This is a genomic window from Streptomyces sp. SM11 (assembly GCF_002910905.1).
Lineage (GTDB): Bacteria > Actinomycetota > Actinomycetes > Streptomycetales > Streptomycetaceae > Streptomyces.
Window position 1 is genome coordinate 1 of the sequence record NZ_NEUE01000226.1, and the last position, 16,105, is coordinate 16,105.

Sequence of the window (16,105 nt, forward strand, 5' to 3'; positions counted from 1 at the left end):
GTGCGGCTGACCAAGGTCACGCTGACCAAGAGCGCGCCGTCCGTCTCGCTCGCCAAGCAGGGCGGTACCTCCGGCGGACTGCGCGTCAACCTCAACTGGGAGGTGCGCAAGCAGTTCAAGGGCTGGGGAGCGAAGCTCGGCCGGGCCGTCGCCATGCACGCCGATCTCGACCTCGACCTCTGCGCACTGTACGAACTCGCCGACGGCCGGAAGGGAGTCGTGCAGGCGCTCGGAAACGCGTTCGGTTCACTGAGCCGGCCGCCCTTCATCCATCTCGACGGAGACGACCGCACCGGCGCGCTCTCCACCGGCGAGAACATGACCATCAACCTCGACCACAAGGACCTGCTGCGGCGCGTGCTGATCTTCGTCACCATCTACGAAGGCGCCCGGAGCTTCGCCGATCTCCATGCCACGGTCACCCTCCAGCCGCAGAACGGCGCGGCCATCGACTTCTCCCTCGACGAGTGCACCGTGCCGTCCACCGTCTGCGCCCTGGCCCTGATCAGCAACAACGGCGGCGACCTCACCGTGCAGCGCGAGGCACGCTATCTCGTCCCCGAGCGAGGCGTGAGCCCGCAGCGCACCATCGACGCCGCCTACGGCTGGGGCATGAACTGGACGCCCGGCCGCAAGTGACCCGCCCCAGGGTGTGTCTCGCCGCGCCCGCCCGGACCGGCCGCCCGCCTTCCGGCGGCGTCACCGGTCGGGCGCGGCCTCCGGGCGCGCATAGGTACGGCCCTTCCAGGCGGCGCCCCGCCCCCGGTAGTGCTGCACCGCCGAGTCCACCGTCATCAGCAGGTACAGCACCGCCGTCAGCGGGAGCAGCGGACCCAGCCACAGCGACTGGCGGTAGTACGCCAGCATCGGCAGATACGTCGCGGTCATCACCGCCCACGCCGCGCCGCCCGCCCAGGCCGCCGCCCCGTCACCCGTCAGCACCCCCGCCACCAGGGTCGCGGGCGGCGCCACGTAGACGAGCAGCAGCCCCGGGACCGTCCCCGCCAGCAGCAGCGGGCTGTGCCGCAACTGCGCGTACGCGCTCCGCGCGACCATCCGCCAGAGATCCGCCAGACGCGGATACGGCCGCACACTGTCCACCCGCTCCGCGAGCCCCAGCCAGATCCGGCCGCCGCCGCGCCGTACCTCCCGCGCCAGCGACACGTCGTCGATCACCGCCTGCCGGATCGAGTCCGGGATCCGCGCCCGCTCGGCGGCCTCGGTACGCAGCAGGACGCAGCCCCCCGCCGCGGCCGCCGTCCGCGACCGGGCCCGGTTCACCCGGCGGAACGGGTAGAGCTGCCCGAAGAAGTAGACGAACGCGGGCACCACAAGACGCTCCCAGACGCTCTCCACCCGCAGCCGCGCCATCTGCGACACCAGGTCGAAGCCGTCCGGGCCCCCGGAGCCTGCCGCGGCCACCAGATCGCGCAGGCTGTCCGGCTCGTGCGCGATGTCCGCGTCGGTCAGCAGCAGGAAGTCCGGCTTGTCCCGCCGGGCCACCGAGATCCCGTGCCGCAGGGCCCACAGCTTGCCGGTCCAGCCCTGCTCGGGCTCCCCGGGCGACACCACGGTCAGCGGGAGCCCGCCGTACCGGGCGGCCAGGTCCCGCGCCAACTGCCCGGTGCCGTCGCTGCTGCAGTCGTCGACGAGGATGACCCGGGCGTCCCCCGGATAGTCCTGGACCAGCAGCGACGGCAGGCTCACCGGCAGCATCTCCGCCTCGTCGCGGGCCGGCACCACCACCGCCACCGACGGCCAGCGCGCCGGGTCGGTGCGCCGGGGGAGCCGCTGGTCCGTCCGCCAGTAGAAGCCCTGCCCCAGCAGCAGCCACACCCACGCGATCAGCGAACCCACGGCGATCCAGGCAACGGCGCTCATCCGCCGAAGTCTGCCCCACTGAGCCCGGTCCGCAAGGGCTGTCGGCTAGGGTGACCGGGTGAAGATCGCGCTCATGGACTCCGGAATCGGCCTGCTGGCGGCAGCGGCCGCGGTGCGCCGCCTGCGGCCCGACGCCGAACTCGTACTTTCCTCCGACCCGGGCTCCATGCCCTGGGGGCCCCGCACGCCCGAGGAGATCACCGCGCTCGCCCTGGACGTCGCCCGCGCCGCCGCCGCCCACCGGCCGGACGCGCTGATCGTCGCCTGCAACACCGCCTCCGTCCACGCCCTGCCGGCGCTCCGCGCCGAGCTGGAGCCCGCGCTGCCGGTCATCGGCACGGTCCCCGCGATCAAGCCCGCCGCCGCGGGCGGCGGCTCCGTCGCCATCTGGGCCACCCCGGCCACCACCGGCAGCCCCTACCAGCGCGGACTGATCGGTGAATTCGGCGGCTCCGCCGAGGTCACCGAGGTGCCCTGCCCCGGGCTCGCCGACGCCTTGGAGCACGGCGACGAGGCCGGGATCGACCGGGCCGTCGCGGCGGCCGCCGTCCTCACCCCGTCCGACGTGCGGGCCGTCGTCCTCGGCTGCACCCACTACGAGCTGGTCGCGACCCGGATCCGCGACGCCGTGCAGCGGCCCGGCCGCCCGCCGCTCGCCCTGCACGGTTCCGCCGGAGCGGTCGCCGCCCAGGCGCTGCGCCGGATCGGAGCGGCCCCCGCCCCGACGGCCGAACCCTCCGGCGCGCTCACCGTGCTCCGGGGCGGCCGCCCCGCCGGCCTGCCGGAAGCCGCCCTGACCTACTCCGAGGGCCGGATCCTGACCGCCGCGGCCCCCGTCCGCTGACCGCGCTTCTCGCCCGATCGGCCCCCCGCGTCCCCGGCCGGGAGACCGGAACGCGGCTACGCTGCTGAATATGACGGACCACCCCGAGAGTGCGAGGCACGGGTCGAGCCAGGCGCCGCCCACGGCGTGGAACGGCCGCGCCACCAATCGGATCCAGTGGCTGCTGGCCCTCGCGGGCGCGGGCTGTGTGGCCCTCGGCATCGAGCTCGCCGTCGACGGCGCCTGGACCTCGGGCATCGCCCCGCTGCTCATGTCGGTGATCGGCTGCCTCGCCGCCGGACTGCTGATCCTCTTCGGAACGCTCGCGTTCGTCCATGTGGCCGTCAAGGTCGACGGTGACAGCCTGGAGGTGCGCTGCGGCCACGCCGGCCTGCCGCGCCGCCGGATCCTGCTCAGCCATGTGACGGCCGCGGATTTCGTCCCCCGGATCAACCCCCGCCAGTGGGGCGGCTGGGGCTACCGCTGGCGTCCCGAGCAGGGCACCGCCGTCGTCGTCCGCAAGGGCGAGGGCATGGCCCTGCGCCTCGGCGACGGCCGCACCTTCACCGTCACGGTCGACGACGCCGAGACGGCCGTACGGTTCATCCGGCAACGCCTGCACCTGCCGGCCTCCGGCAAACGACCGGGCGACTGACCGGGCCGTCGGCCACCGTCCCGGCGACCGACCTGACCGCCGTCGGAGCGTGAGGTTTCCCCGTGTCACGATCCGTGATCACGCGTCGTCACGTCCGCGGCGGACTCCGCGGGGACGGCCGAGGACCGCGGGTTCGATGATGCCGGTTCCGTACCTCTGCCGAGCGCGGTCCTGGACGGCCTCGATGCGCATCATGCAGCCACGGTACGAATCCGGACCGCACACAGGACCGTTCGGTCACACCTTGGCACCCGCCGCCCGCGCCCCTGCCCGACGCAGGTCGCCGCCGCCGCTCACAGCCGCCCACCGTAGACTCCGCCGAGTGAGCGCCACCATGACTCCCGTCGCCGACCCGCCGCCCCCTTCCCCGGCCACCGGGCCGCTGCTGCGGCTCCTTCGCCCGGCCGCCGCCGTGCTGTCCGGACTGCTGCTCTACGCGAGCTTCCCGCCCCGGCCGCTGTGGTGGCTCGTGCTGCCCGGATTCGCGCTGCTGGGCTGGGTGCTGCACGGGTGCAGGCTGCGGGCCGCCTTCGGCCTCGGTCTCCTGTCGGGTCTCGGCTTCATGCTGCCGCTGCTGCACTGGACCGGCGAGGACGTCGGCCCGGTGCCGTGGCTGGCGCTCGCGGCCGCGGAGGCTCTGTTCATCGCGGTCGGGTGCCTGGGGATCGCCGCGGTGACCCGCCTCGCGTACTGGCCCGTGTGGGCGGCCGCGGTCTGGGTCCTGGACGAGGCGGTCCGCGCCCGGATCCCGTTCGGCGGCTTCCCCTGGGGCAAGATCGCCTTCGGCCAGTCCGAGAGCGTTTTCCTGCCGCTCGCCGCGCTCGGCGGCACCCCACTGCTCTCCTTCGCCGTCGTGCTGTGCGGCTTCGGGCTCTACGAGGCCGTGCGCCGGTGCATCGCGTACCGCAGGACCGGAAAGGTCCCGCGCGCGGCCGTCGCCGCCGCCGTGAGCGTCCTCGTGCCGGTCGCCGGGGCGCTCGCCGCGCTGCCCCTGGTCGACGACTCGGCGGAGAACGGCACGGCCACCGTCGCCGCGATCCAGGGCAACGTGCCGCGTCTGGGCCTCGACTTCAACGCCCAGCGCCGCGCCGTCCTCGACAACCACGCCCGGCGCACCGCGCAGCTGGCCGAGGACGTGAAGGCGGGCAAGGAGAAGCAGCCCGACTTCGTGCTCTGGCCGGAGAACTCCTCCGACCTCGACCCCTACCTCAACGCGGACGCCCGCCAGGTCATCGACGACGCCGTCAAGGCGATCGGCGCCCCCACGGTCGTGGGCTCGGTCGTGGAGAAGGGCTCCGACAGCCTCCGCAACACCCTGATCGAGTGGGACCCCGACCAGGGCCCCGTCGACACCTACGACAAGCGGCACATCCAGCCGTTCGGCGAGTACATGCCGATGCGCACGGTCGCCCGCTTCTTCAGCGAGGACGTCGACCGGGTGCAGCGTGAGTTCGTCCCCGGCACCGAGGTCGGCGTCTTCGACCTCGCGGGGACGAAGGTGGGGCTCGTGACCTGTTACGAGGCCGCCTTCGACGACGCCGTACGCGACACCGTCACGCACGGCGGCCAGATGATCGCCGTGCCGAGCAACAACGCGACCTTCGGCCGCAGCGAGATGACCTACCAGCAGCTGGCCATGTCCCAGGTGCGGGCCGTCGAGCACGGTCGGTCCGTCGTCGTCCCCGTCACCAGCGGGGTGAGCGCGGTGATCCGCCCGGACGGCACGATCGTCGAGAAGAGCGGGATGTTCACCCCCGACGCCCTCGTCGACGAGGTCCCGCTGCGCTCCTCGCTCACCCCCGCGACCCGGATGGGCCCCCTGCCCGAGGGTGTCATCGCGCTGCTGGCCCTGGCGGGCCTGGGCTGGGTGAGCGTCTCGGCGGTCCGGGCACGCCGGAGCAGGGGGACCGCGTAGGAGTACCTGCTGCGGCCACGTAGGCTCGGATCCATGGCTACTCCCGACTTCATCCGCGACATCCGCGCCACCGCCGGGCACCAGTTGCTCCTGCTGCCCGGGGTGACGGCCATTGTCCTCGACGACGAGGGCCGCGTACTGCTCGGGCGGCGCGCGGACACCGGGAAGTGGTCGGTCATCGGAGGAATCTCCGAACCGGGGGAGGAGCCGGCGGCGACGGCGGAGCGCGAGGTGCTGGAGGAGACCGGCGTCCACTGCGTGGCCGAGCGGGTGGTGCTCACGCAGGCGCTGGACCCCGTGCAGTACGCCAACGGCGACCGCTGCCAGTATCTCGACGTCACCTTCCGCTGCCGGGCGACCGGCGGCGAGGCGCGGGTCAACGACGACGAGTCGCTGGAGGTGGGCTGGTTCCCGCTGGACGGGCTCCCGCCGCTTGGCGAGTTCGCCCTATTCCGGATCAAGCAGGCCCTCACCGAGGGCCCCGCCTGGTTCCAGCCCACCCCGCGCACTCCGTAACCCTCTAGTCCACCGTGAAGGTCCCGGTGGCCCCGGTGAACGGCGTGATCTTCCCGAGCAGGCTCCTGGCGTCCCCGTGGTGCACGATCCGGTAGGTGCCGGGTGCGGTGTCTGCCGCGATGTCCCAGGTGACCGTGGCCTTCGAGGTGCCGGTCAGGCCGTTGAGCCTGGTCCAGCGGTAGGTGGTCTCCCAGTCGCCGTCGTCCAGCACCCGTTTCCATGAGCCGTTCTCCAGCCGCTGCACCTCCAGGAAGGTGGAGCCCCGGCGGACGTTGTTCTTCGGGTGGCCGGTGGCGAACTCGACGGTCGCGGTGGAGCCGCGTGCGTACGAGCTCTCCGGGGCCTTCAGGACCGTGCCGAACGCCTTGCCCGCGGGCGGGTTGTCGTACACGACCCCCGTCTGGAAGCTGAACTGCCGGCCCGACTCGTCCGGCGGCGCCGTGCCCCGCTCCAGGTCGGTGCCCTCGCGCAGGGATTCCGCGATCCGGGCGTACTCCTGCTGGTGGGCGGGCAGCGTGTAGCGGCCGTACAGCGTGGAGCCGCCCTCGTAGTTCTGCGTGTCGTACTCCTCCGGTGTCGTGACGTACTGGCTGTAGGCGTTGGCGTACCCCTGGAGCAGTACGCGGTCGAGCGGGACGCCCAGCTGCTCGGCCACCGTGCGGCGGACCCGCAGGCCGGCCGTGATCGTGAACTCGCCCGGAGCGGCCACCAGGTGCAGCTCGCCGATCTTCATGATCTGCAGGGGGAGGCGCTTCGGGGTGACCGGGTGGACGTTGCTCAGCAGGCCCGTGGGGATCAGGCTCGCCTTCGGATACTGGCAGGTCGCGAGCCAGGACGGGGTGTCGATACGCAGCGCGTCGATGATGCCCGCCACCGGGGTGCGGGTGCCCTCCTCGAAGCCGGGGATCGCCGGACCGTCCTCGACGCTGCCCGCGATCGTGGACGCGCCCACGACGGCGGGACAGGTGCGGTGCTCCTTCCCGTCCGGGGTGTACTCGGGGCGTACGGTCACGTTCTCCATGTCGACATAGGCGAGCCGGGAGTCGACTCCTCCGGCGACGGGCCGCGCGTCGGCATAGATCTCGCGGGCCGTCTCGAGCTGGCGCTCGCCGATGATGCGCGTGTTCTCGAACTCGTCCTCGGTGGGCCCGGATCCCGGCTTCAGGTTGAGGTTCGGCGACATGTCGCCGGCGTTGGTGTTGGGGAAGGCCGCGACGAAACCGGGGGAGTCGTCGAGATGGCTCACGTCCTCGTGGTCGTGCTCCCAGGCGTAGGCGGCGTACCCCTTGTTGTCGGGGCTGATGAGCGTGTTCTTGTTGGTGATCGAGGTGTTGTGGGTGGCGAACCAGCTGATCGCACCTGCGTCCTTGTCGCCCTGTTTGAAGCGCAGCACGGTCATCGCCGGGTCGATCGCGTCGGGGAAAGCTGCCCGGTCGGAGGCCGGGTTGCGGTCGAACGCCTCCCGGGAGCGGTTGACGCTGGCGTTGGTGAGGGTCCCCGTGCCCAGGCTCATCGTGCCGGGCTTCAGGTCCTCGTGCGCCTCGGCGACCGAATCGGTGATGCCGTCGACGATCGCCCGGTAGGTCTCCTTCTGGAAGCCGAGGACGGAGAGGTTGTAGGCGACGTGGTGGGAGTATCCGCCGGGCCCCGAGTGGGTGTGGGTGGCCGACAGCAGGACGTTCTCCTCGTCGTACAGGTCCCCGTAACGCTCCTTCAGCCGGGCGATGACCCCCTGCTGGACGGACTGGAAGACCATCGCGAGGTCGGCGTTGACGTACACCACGCGCTTGCCGCTCGACCGGTCGACGACGACGAAGGCGCGCGACCTCTGCCGCTGGTGGATGCCCGACGTCTTCTGGTCGAAGCTGGAGTAGCCCATCATCCCGGTCTCGGCGGCCTCGCCGGTGACATCGGCGATGCCGCGCCCCACGAGGTAGTCCCCGTCGTGAGCGGTGTCCGACGCGGATGCGGGGGAGGGGGTGCCGAGGGTGACCGCTCCGAGGACGGCGGCGAGCACCACGACGGGGAACCTGCGCCGGGAGCGGCGAGTGGTGGGGGGTGGCATGGAACCTCCTGGGGCGGGAGACGGGGATGCCCGGGCCCGGTCGGCGGCTCACCGATGTGGAGGAGGGCGGGGCAGTGCCCCGACCGTAGAGGAGTGTGACCTGCGTCGCATAGATGTCTACCGGACAGTAAAGCGATGCGCCTGTGTCGTGTCCGCGTTGCGCCCGCGTCGTGCTCATCGAGGTCCAGGGCGGAACAGACCGGAACATCGATGATCCGTTCGATCCGGTGATCGGCGATCCGCAACAAGAAATTCCGTCGCTCGCCTCACCGGCGAGATCGGACAGCGGTACCGATCACTCCGGTGCCACCCGGGCGCATCGCGCCTCCCCCAAGTGACGCATCGGAGTGCTGCTGTGCCGGATTCATCTGTGGACACCGAGCCGCTCCGGGAGACGAGTGCGCCCGATGGGCGGCCTCGGTCAGGGGCCGAACGGGACGGATCGCCCCAGCTCTCCCCGGTGGCGTGGTGGATGATCGACGCCGTCCGGAAGAGGGGGGCGAGGTGTTCCCGCCCGTCTTCATGGAAGGCCCCGAAGCGACGGTCGCGATCGACCGGCTGCTCGGCGGCGAGGCCGATGCGCGGATGCTCGAACACACGGTGCGCGACCGGCGGTTCGCTCCACTGTTGGACCTGTTGGACCTGTTGGACCTGTTGGACCTGTTGGACCTGTGGGGCTGACTGGACGCCTGGTGCGTCATGTCCGGACAGCGCTACGTCGGCCTGGGTCTCGCCGCTGTCCCGCCCGAGCACCGCCGACGGAGCCGGCCCGCTCCGTGCAGCCGGCCGGAGCCGCGCTGGACCGGGGCGGACCGGCGGGCCGAGGCGGGGGCCGCACTGCGCGGCGCGCTGACCGCGGCGAGCGACGAGCTGGTCCGGGACTCCGCGCTGTGCCACGGCTGGGCCGGGCTGCCGCAGATCGTCCTGCGTACGGCCCACGACAACGACGACCAGGACCTCCACGCCGTTGCCGACCGGCTGGCGGCACGGGTGCTGGACGGGTTCACCCCCGAGCCCCCGTTCGGCTTCCGCTACGCATACGCTCGCGACGCGCGCACTCGGCCGCTCCGGCTTCCTGGAGGGGGTCGCGGGCATCACCCTCGCCATGCACACGTACGCCACCGGGAGTGTGCCGGGGACATCCTGGGACAGCGCCCTGCTGCTGAGCTGACTTCGGCCCGTGCGGGAACAGCCGTGCGACGGTGCGATAGTGGGGGCGCGTCAGCAAGGGGCTGACCGGAGGGGGTGCCGTGCACTACGAACTGGCCGACCGGCTGGTCATCGGGATCGCGTCCAGCGCTCTCTTCGACCTGACCGAATCGGACGCCGTCTTCCAGGAACAGGGCGAGGAGGGCTACCGCGCCTATCAGGAGCAGCACGTGGGCGACCGGCTCCGCCCGGGGACCGCGTTCCCCTTCATCCGGCGTCTGCTGTCGCTGAACGACCTGGGCGAGGTGAACGACCCCCTGGTCGAGGTCATCGTCCTGTCCCGCAACGACCCGGACACCGGACTGCGGGTCATGCGTTCCATAGAGAGCCACGGCCTGCCCATCAGCCGGGCCGTCTTCATGCAGGGCCGCTCGCCTCACCGGTTCATGCCCGCCCTCAACATGTCCCTGTTCCTGTCGGCGAACGAGAGGGACGTCCGGGAGGCGGTCGCCGCCGGGCTGCCCGCCGGACACGTCCTGGGCGCTGCCTACGAGGACGACGAGGACGACCACGACCTGCGGATCTCCTTCGACTTCGACGGGGTCCTGGCCACGGACGCGTCGGAGCAGGTGTTCCAGGAGGGCGGGATCGAGAAGTTCCGCGCCCACGAGGTCACCAACGCCGGGGTTCCGCACGACGCCGGGCCGCTGAGGGACTTCCTGGCGAACGTGAACCGGATCCAGCAGCGGGAGGAGCAGGAACGCCGGAAGAACCCCGACTACCGGACCCGCCTGCACGTCTCCATCGTCACGGCGCGCAACGCGCCCGCGCACGAGCGTGCGGTGCAGAGCCTCAAGGGATGGGGCGTGACAGTCAACGACGCGTTCTTCCTCGGCGGCATCGACAAGGACCGGATCATGAGGATCCTGAAGCCGCACATCTTCTTCGACGACCAGCAGGGCCACCTGGAGAGCACTGCGCGGACCACCCCGAGCGTGCACGTGCCGTTCGGCAAGCTCAACGAGCTGCTGGCACCCGAGGCCCCGGACGCCTGAGCGCGTACACGGTACGTACTGGATCAGCCGGCGCCCGTCGGCCGGTGGACCGCCACCCGCCCCGGGGAACCGACGACGCCGGGGACGGGCAGCAGGTGGAGCCGGATGTCCGAGAAGGTGGTGAGGCGCACGGTCCCGGGAACGGCCAGCCGGCAGCTCGTCGCGTCGCTGTGCTCCAGCACCCGGGTCGGCCGGGGCCGACAGCCCAGGTCGGTCCCCGGCCCGACCTCCTGGGACAGAGCCAGGACCGGCTGCTCGAAGCGATCGCCGAAGGGCCCGTGCGGGAAGCCGTCCAGATCGACGACCGCGTCGAACCGGCGGTCCTGACGGGCAGCCGACGGCGCGGCCGCACCCCCGAACGAATGCCCGGCCGCCGCGGCCCGCCCGATACCGATCCGCCCGGCCAACAGCCCCTCGGTCTCGCCGCGGTCCAGCCGCTCCAGCCGGCTGAGCACCGCCCGCAGATCCGCGGCGCGCGTCCGGGTCCCCTCGGCCGGCGCCTCGTCCTTCGCCCGGTCACCGGTGGCGGAGACCTCGGCAGGCAGGGTCCGCCCGTCCGACAGGACCAAGGCGGCGGAGCCGTACGGGTGGTCGACGTCCGCCATGACGTAGCCCCGGGGGAGGCCAGTTCCTCCGCCACGAGGTGTTCCGAGTACGTACACCGCCCAGCCCGGGCGAGAACACCACCACCGGGATCATCTGCTGGCGCCGACCCGTCGCGACGAGAACGGTCACCGACCCCACGAACACCGTCCGGTCCCGAGACGGCCCGCCGCATCGCGCTCACATGGCGGCCGTGTGCGGCCTGAGGCGCATGCGGCGGCGCACGGCATCCCGTACGGGTGTCCACCGCACCGACGGACCGGGCCGGACCGGACCCGAGCCGCTCCGCGCTCAGCAGCCGAGCGCGACCTCCTGGCTCCATGCGTCGTGGCTGACGTGGTCGCTGTCCCAGGCGTGCGTCCGCACCTGGTGCGTGTGCGCGCCGCCGTCCGGAGGCAGCGTGGAACAGTTGTCCCTGTCCGGGCCGCCGCACACAGCGGGCGACATCTCACGCATGCGCTGACGATGACGATCATGACGCGCGGGCGATGGCGGGGTGGGCGGCTGGAGCCTGCGGGATGCGCCGCGACCGGCGAGCCGGACGGCCGGCGCGGCCTGTCCCCGCTGCGTACCACCGGGCGGCGCGGTACGGTCGCCACCACGGGCTTGGCCAGGGGAAATCCGGTCAACAGCCTTGCACGGAGAGTGAGTAGAGGAGAGACATGAGCGTCGACGACGACAATTTCCGCCGCAGCATCCGGTCCGACGTTCCCCACTCGGCGCGGGTCTGGAACGCGTGGCTGGGCGGCAAGGACCACTACCCGGTGGACCGGGAGCTGGCCGATGTGGTGAGCGCGGCCTACCCGCAGATGGTCGACATCGCCCGTGCCTCACGCGCGTTCCAGATCCGCGCGATCCACTGCCTCGCCTCGGCGGGAGTGCGTCAGTTTCTGGACGTCGGGACCGGGCTGCCGGTGGCGAACAGCACCCATGAGGTGGCGCAGAGCATCGCGCCCGACTCGCGGATCGTCTACGTGGACAACGACCCGATCGTCCTCGCCCACGCCGAGGCGCTCCTGACCAGCGCCCCGGAGGGCCGCACGGCCTACGTGGACGCCGATCTGTCCGCGGCGGACACGGTGGTGGACGAGGCGGCGAAGACGCTCGACCTGTCCGAGCCCGTCGCGGTGCTCCTGCTCTCGACCCTCGGGCACCTCGACCCGGCCGAAGGCATCGACGTCGTACAGCGGTACCTGGCCCGGATGCCGTCGGGAAGCTACCTGGTCCTCTGCGACACGGTGAAGACACCGCAGACGCTGGCGGCCCAGGAGGCGTACGCGTCGGGCGACAACCCGCCCTATTTCGTCCGGGAGCCGGAGGAGATCACCGGCTGCGCCGAGGGTCTGGAACCGGTCGAGCCGGGATTCGTCTCGATCGACCGCTGGCACCCCGAGGATGACGACGCGGTGCCGGTCGACCAGTGGGGGCTCGTCGCCCGCAAGCCGTAACCCGATCGGTGGGACGGTCGGCGGCCACCGGCCGGGGCCGGCACTCCCGAGCCGAATGGGCAGGCCGGCCGGAGGTGTTGGAGCGTGGCGTCCTCGTCGGCCGGCCGTTCCAGAAGACGGGAGACCTGGCCGGTGCTGCCCCCACGCGGCACCGGCCCGGCCCGCGGGATCAGTTCGACGCCCGGCTGCGCCTCAATCACTCGCTGCACCTGCTCGCCGCCGGGCACAAGTGAGCGTGGTCGTCCCGGGTGGGTTCCCCGGGTGGGTTCGTCTCCACCAACGGCTGCTTCCTGGCCTTCAGGCGCTGCTTCGGCGAAACGCCGGGCGCTTACGTGAAGCGCTCGGCGTCCCGTACCGCTGCCTGATCCCCGCTGCCCCGGTCCCCGGCTACCGGCGGATCGTCACCGGCTCGATCTCCGCGTTGTTGTGCCGGCGCGCCCAGTTCTCCAGGGCTACCCGGCAGGCGTGGTCGAGGTGACGCAGTCCGGTCAGGTCCAGCTCCATGGGCTGGTCCTGCGGGAGCTTCTCCAACTGTTCCAGGATGCGGGGCAGTCGGAGGAAGGTGGCGTTTCCGGTGAGGGTGACCACGACCCGGCCGCCGGTGAGCTCTTGGGTGGTGAGCTGGACGTGTGAGGTCTCCCAGGCCGACTTGACCACGGCCAGCAGCAGGCCGAGCACGACCCCCTCGAAGAGGTTCGTCACCACGATGGCGATCGCGGTGACCGCCAGCAGTACGGCCTCCCCCCGGTGTTCGCGCCACAGCGGGCCGAACTCCTTGGCGGGCACCAGCTTGCACCCGGCGTGCACGAGGATCCCGGCGAGCGCGGCCAGCGGGATGATCCCGACGGCGGCGGGCAGCAGTGCGGCGAAGAGCAGCAGCCACAGGCCGTGGGCGATGCGGGAGAGCGAAGTCGTCGCTCCGGCCTGGACGTTCGCGGCGCTGCGGACGATGACGGCGGTCATCGGCAGCGCGCCGAGCGCCCCGCAGAGGGTGTTGCCGATGCCCTGGGCCACCAGCTCCTTGTCGTAGTCGGTGCGCGGTCCGTCGTGCATCCGGTCGACGGCCGCCGCGCTGAACAGGCTCTCGGCCGAGGCGATCAGGGCGAAGGCCAGGACGGTGCCGATGACCGCCACATCGGCGAGCCGGGCGAACTCCGCCCCGCCGGGCAGATCGATGGCGTGCAGCAGCCCGTTCACATCGGCCACCGCGGGCCGCAGGCCGGTCAGTGAGGCGACGGCGGTGGCCAGGGCGACCGCGGCGAGGGGTGCCGGGACGAGGCGCACGGCGGCCGGGAGCTTCGGCCACAGCAGCAGTACGGCGACCGTTCCGGCGCCGAGGCCGAAGGCGGTCAGGGCCTCCTGGTTCGTGGCGATCTCGATGGCGAGACCGGGGAGTCCGGCCAGCTTGGCGAGACCGCTGCCCGGCTGTTCGGTGTCGGCCATGGCGTACACCTGACCCAGCACGATGATCAGGCCGATGCCGGCGAGCATGCCCTGCACCACGGAGACGGAGATGGCGCGGAACCAGCGGCCGAAGCGTGCCGCGCCAAGCACCACCTGGAGCAGCCCGGCGGCCAGTACGATCGGGCCGAGCGTGCTGAGCCCGAATTCCTTGACCGCCTCGTAGACGAGCACGGTGAGTCCGGCCGCGGGCCCGCTGACCTGGAGTTTGCTGCCCGGCAGGAAGCCGACGACGAGTCCGCCGACGATGCCGGTGACCAGGCCCAGTTCGGCCGGTACCCCGGAGGCGACGGCGACGCCGACGCACAGCGGCAGCGCGACCAGGAAGACGACGAGTGACGCCAGCAGGTCACGCCGTACGACGTGGGGGTTCTTGAGTTCCTTCGCGGAGATCACGGTGGATTCCCTTGTGGGTACGGGTCGCGCCCGGAGGGGGCCGGGCACGTGAGGGTGGTGGGGGGAGGGAAGCCGTCAGAGGCGGGCGAACTCGGTCCCGCGCTCCGGCCGGTGAACGCTGATGGAACCGGTGTCCACTTCGTAGTACCAGGCGTGCAGGCCGAGGGAGCCCTCGGTGAGCCGCTCGCGCACCGCGGGATAGCCCCGCAGGGTGTCGAGCTGGGCCAGGGCGTGGGCCTGGATCGCCCCGGGGAGATCGCCGGGGTCCGCCGCCGGGTCTCTGCCGTTCGTGGAGTGCTCCAGCCAGTGGCGGACGGCGGGCATGGCGGAGAGGTCGTCGCCGCGGAACACGGCGCCCACCGCGCCGCAGTGGGAGTGCCCGCACACGATGATGTCGCGCACCTCGAGTATGCGCAGCGCGTACTCGATGGTCGCGGCCTCGCCGGTGGGCCGGTCCTGCGCGGGGTAGCGCGGCACGATGTTGCCGGCGGTGCGGAGCTCGAAGAGCTGTCCCGGACGGGCACCGGTGAACAGCGAGGGGACGACGCGTGAATCCGAGCACGTGACGAAGAGCGCTTCGGGTGTCTGGCCGTCCGCGAGACGTTCGAAATCCTTTGCGTTCGCGGCGACGTGCTCGGTGAATGTCCGGGCGTGGTCTACAAGGGACTGCATGGTGGCCTGCCTCCTGCATCCGGCGGTGCCGGGGAGCGGTGTGGTCGGGTCATATTGACGAATGCGCTGGTTGTACCCGTGTGAATGTTCGAAATGGGAGAGGTGCCTCACCTCGTGATATGCCGGATGGCAGCCGTCGTGAGGCCCGCTTCGGTCGCTCCTTGCGGAATGCGACTACAGCTGAGCATATAGACCAGGACTTTGCTTTCGCATTACCTTCTCGTGAAGGAACGCGAATGCGCCATTCATGTCATTCATTCGGCTTGTTCTCTGTGATAGCCAATGGACAGAACGGGCCGCGAGGGATCGCTGTGCCGTCAGATGCGCCGGCCGTGCACGAAAAGGTGCGGCTCGGGTGCGCCCGCCGGGTGGTCCGGAGTGAACAGCGCGCTGTGCGCCCACTCCACGGCGACCCCCGCCCGCGCGGTCAGGGCGGTGAACTCCTCGGCGCCGAAGCTGGAGACCCGGACCGGCCGCCCCATGAACACCGCGTCGACGCCCGCGACGTCCACCGGCACCGTCGCGACGGCCAGCAGTCCGCCGGGCCGCAGCGACCGGGCGAGCCGCCCCAGCAGTTCGCACTGCTCGTCGCGCTCCAGCTGCAGCAGCGAGAAGTACACACAGACCGCGTCGAACTCGTGCTCGGGCAGGGGGAGATCACGGATGTCCGCGCACCGGAACTCGGCCCCCGGCACCTGCCGGGCAGCGAGCGCGGTCATCACCGGCGACACGTCGACACCCAGCACCCGGTGCCCCGCGTCCGCCAGGGTCCGCGCGGTGGGCCGGCCCGTCCCGCTGCCCACGTCCAGCACCCGGCTCCCCGGGGCGAGGCCCGCCAGCAGCCTCTCCAGCGACTCCCGATGGGCGGCCGAAGCGGCGAAGGCCCGTTCGTACTCCGCGCCCAGTGCGTCGAACACCGCCGCGGCAGGCCACCCGCGGCCCTCGTCCGGACGTCCCTTGCCGTCACCGTGTTCTTGGCTGTCACCCATCGAGGCGATCCCTCCGTGCTCCGGCGGCCGGTGCCGGGATCCGCGCACCCGGCCGCTGTGAACGTCCCCCCGCGAGCGCCTGAGTATGCGGGTCCTCCACCGCTGAGTACGTACCCCGATGTTCTGGTCCCCGGGCCGATGTCCGATGGACCTATGACCTCCGAAGCGCCGCGCCGCCCCCGTATCCAGCACGTCACGACCGCCGGTTCCGCCCTGGCCGTCACGCTGCTCCCGCTCGTGGTCGGCGTGCTGCTGGCCAAGACCATGGCGGCGGACCCGATGACGTCGGTGAACGCGCTCGTCACCAACGGCGGGCACCGTCCTCGGGTGTCGCCGAAGGAGTGGCGCCGGTGCGGCGGCCACGCACTGCGGCGGCTGCGGACCGCCGAGCGGGCGTCCCTCGCCCGCATCGGCACGCGCTGACGCCGCCCGGCCGGTGAGGTCCGGCCGAACGGCGTGGGCGTGGGCAGGGGGTCG

At 71.9% G+C, this 16,105-nt stretch carries 18 protein-coding genes and 1 pseudogene; 12 read left to right on the top strand and 7 right to left on the bottom strand.

Annotation, left to right across the window (positions count from 1 at the left end; translation table 11 throughout):
* Nucleotides 1-639: pseudogene (locus B9S58_RS22885) on the top strand (Tellurium resistance); the annotation flags it as partial.
* 60 nt (nucleotides 640-699) lie between these two features.
* Here B9S58_RS22885 and B9S58_RS22890 read toward each other — a convergent pair.
* A complete protein-coding gene (locus B9S58_RS22890; protein WP_103533952.1) occupies nucleotides 700-1,881 on the bottom strand; it encodes a glycosyltransferase in 1,182 nt (393 codons plus the stop codon).
* 58 nt (nucleotides 1,882-1,939) lie between these two features.
* On the opposite strand from B9S58_RS22890, the gene B9S58_RS22895 reads away from it, so the two are divergent.
* The 4 genes from B9S58_RS22895 to B9S58_RS22910 all read left to right on the top strand — a co-directional run bounded on the left by B9S58_RS22895 (nucleotide 1,940) and on the right by B9S58_RS22910 (nucleotide 5,790).
* The gene (locus B9S58_RS22895) at nucleotides 1,940-2,725 is read left to right on the top strand and encodes a glutamate racemase (protein ID WP_103533953.1); all 786 of its coding nucleotides are present in this window, start codon (nucleotides 1,940-1,942) and stop codon (nucleotides 2,723-2,725) included.
* A gap of 70 nt (nucleotides 2,726-2,795) precedes the next feature.
* Entirely contained in the window at nucleotides 2,796-3,359 is a 564-nt protein-coding gene (locus B9S58_RS22900) for a hypothetical protein (protein WP_103533954.1), read from the top strand.
* Nucleotides 3,360-3,693: 334 nt separating this feature from the next.
* Nucleotides 3,694-5,274 carry an apolipoprotein N-acyltransferase gene (lnt, locus tag B9S58_RS22905; RefSeq protein ID WP_103533955.1) on the top strand — a complete coding sequence of 527 codons (1,581 nt, stop codon included), beginning with the start codon at nucleotides 3,694-3,696 and terminating at the stop codon, nucleotides 5,272-5,274.
* A gap of 33 nt (nucleotides 5,275-5,307) precedes the next feature.
* Nucleotides 5,308-5,790: an NUDIX domain-containing protein gene (locus tag B9S58_RS22910; RefSeq protein WP_103533956.1), complete on the top strand. Its 483-nt coding sequence runs from the start codon at nucleotides 5,308-5,310 to the stop codon at nucleotides 5,788-5,790.
* Nucleotides 5,791-5,794: 4 nt separating this feature from the next.
* On the opposite strand, the gene B9S58_RS22915 is transcribed toward B9S58_RS22910, so the two are convergent.
* The gene (locus B9S58_RS22915) at nucleotides 5,795-7,855 is read right to left on the bottom strand and encodes a neutral/alkaline ceramidase (protein ID WP_103533957.1); all 2,061 of its coding nucleotides are present in this window, start codon (nucleotides 7,853-7,855) and stop codon (nucleotides 5,795-5,797) included.
* A 170-nt stretch (nucleotides 7,856-8,025) separates the two neighbouring features.
* Here B9S58_RS22915 and B9S58_RS38115 point away from each other — a divergent pair, with 170 nt between their 5' ends.
* The 4 genes from B9S58_RS38115 (at nucleotide 8,026) to B9S58_RS22925 (ending at nucleotide 10,059) form a co-directional block, all read left to right on the top strand.
* On the top strand, nucleotides 8,026-8,193 hold the full coding sequence (locus tag B9S58_RS38115) for a hypothetical protein (protein WP_181009416.1): 168 nt from the start codon (nucleotides 8,026-8,028) through the stop codon (nucleotides 8,191-8,193).
* Between the two features lie 166 nt (nucleotides 8,194-8,359).
* A complete protein-coding gene (locus B9S58_RS38120; protein WP_181009417.1) occupies nucleotides 8,360-8,536 on the top strand; it encodes a hypothetical protein in 177 nt (58 codons plus the stop codon).
* A gap of 18 nt (nucleotides 8,537-8,554) precedes the next feature.
* Nucleotides 8,555-9,091 (top strand): hypothetical protein, encoded by a 537-nt coding sequence (locus B9S58_RS22920; RefSeq protein ID WP_258044903.1) that lies wholly within the window; start codon nucleotides 8,555-8,557, stop codon nucleotides 9,089-9,091.
* Between the two features lie 14 nt (nucleotides 9,092-9,105).
* Nucleotides 9,106-10,059: a 5'-nucleotidase gene (locus tag B9S58_RS22925; protein WP_103533958.1), complete on the top strand. Its 954-nt coding sequence runs from the start codon at nucleotides 9,106-9,108 to the stop codon at nucleotides 10,057-10,059.
* Between the two features lie 23 nt (nucleotides 10,060-10,082).
* On the opposite strand, the gene B9S58_RS22930 is transcribed toward B9S58_RS22925, so the two are convergent.
* Nucleotides 10,083-10,664 carry a hypothetical protein gene (locus B9S58_RS22930; RefSeq protein ID WP_181009418.1) on the bottom strand — a complete coding sequence of 194 codons (582 nt, stop codon included), beginning with the start codon at nucleotides 10,662-10,664 and terminating at the stop codon, nucleotides 10,083-10,085.
* A 289-nt stretch (nucleotides 10,665-10,953) separates the two neighbouring features.
* Entirely contained in the window at nucleotides 10,954-11,118 is a 165-nt protein-coding gene (locus tag B9S58_RS38125) for a hypothetical protein (RefSeq protein ID WP_181009419.1), read from the bottom strand.
* 206 nt (nucleotides 11,119-11,324) lie between these two features.
* Here B9S58_RS38125 and B9S58_RS22935 point away from each other — a divergent pair, with 206 nt between their 5' ends.
* Together B9S58_RS22935 and B9S58_RS39340 are read left to right on the top strand one after the other, a co-directional pair.
* The gene (locus tag B9S58_RS22935) at nucleotides 11,325-12,110 is read left to right on the top strand and encodes an SAM-dependent methyltransferase (protein WP_103533959.1); all 786 of its coding nucleotides are present in this window, start codon (nucleotides 11,325-11,327) and stop codon (nucleotides 12,108-12,110) included.
* Nucleotides 12,111-12,187: 77 nt separating this feature from the next.
* A complete protein-coding gene (locus tag B9S58_RS39340; protein ID WP_258044905.1) occupies nucleotides 12,188-12,343 on the top strand; it encodes a hypothetical protein in 156 nt (51 codons plus the stop codon).
* Nucleotides 12,344-12,497: 154 nt separating this feature from the next.
* Here the strand turns inward: B9S58_RS39340 and B9S58_RS22945 are convergent, their stop codons facing one another.
* The 3 genes from B9S58_RS22945 to B9S58_RS22955 form a co-directional block, all read right to left on the bottom strand.
* Complete coding sequence (locus B9S58_RS22945) at nucleotides 12,498-13,967, bottom strand: SulP family inorganic anion transporter (RefSeq protein WP_103533960.1); 1,470 nt, start codon at nucleotides 13,965-13,967, stop codon at nucleotides 12,498-12,500.
* 75 nt (nucleotides 13,968-14,042) lie between these two features.
* A complete protein-coding gene (locus B9S58_RS22950) occupies nucleotides 14,043-14,639 on the bottom strand; it encodes a carbonic anhydrase (protein ID WP_103533961.1) in 597 nt (198 codons plus the stop codon).
* Nucleotides 14,640-14,956: 317 nt separating this feature from the next.
* Nucleotides 14,957-15,628: a class I SAM-dependent methyltransferase gene (locus tag B9S58_RS22955; protein ID WP_103533962.1), complete on the bottom strand. Its 672-nt coding sequence runs from the start codon at nucleotides 15,626-15,628 to the stop codon at nucleotides 14,957-14,959.
* A gap of 153 nt (nucleotides 15,629-15,781) precedes the next feature.
* On the opposite strand from B9S58_RS22955, the gene B9S58_RS22960 reads away from it, so the two are divergent.
* Nucleotides 15,782-16,051: a hypothetical protein gene (locus B9S58_RS22960; protein WP_103533963.1), complete on the top strand. Its 270-nt coding sequence runs from the start codon at nucleotides 15,782-15,784 to the stop codon at nucleotides 16,049-16,051.
* The last annotated feature ends 54 nt before the right edge of the window (nucleotides 16,052-16,105 follow it).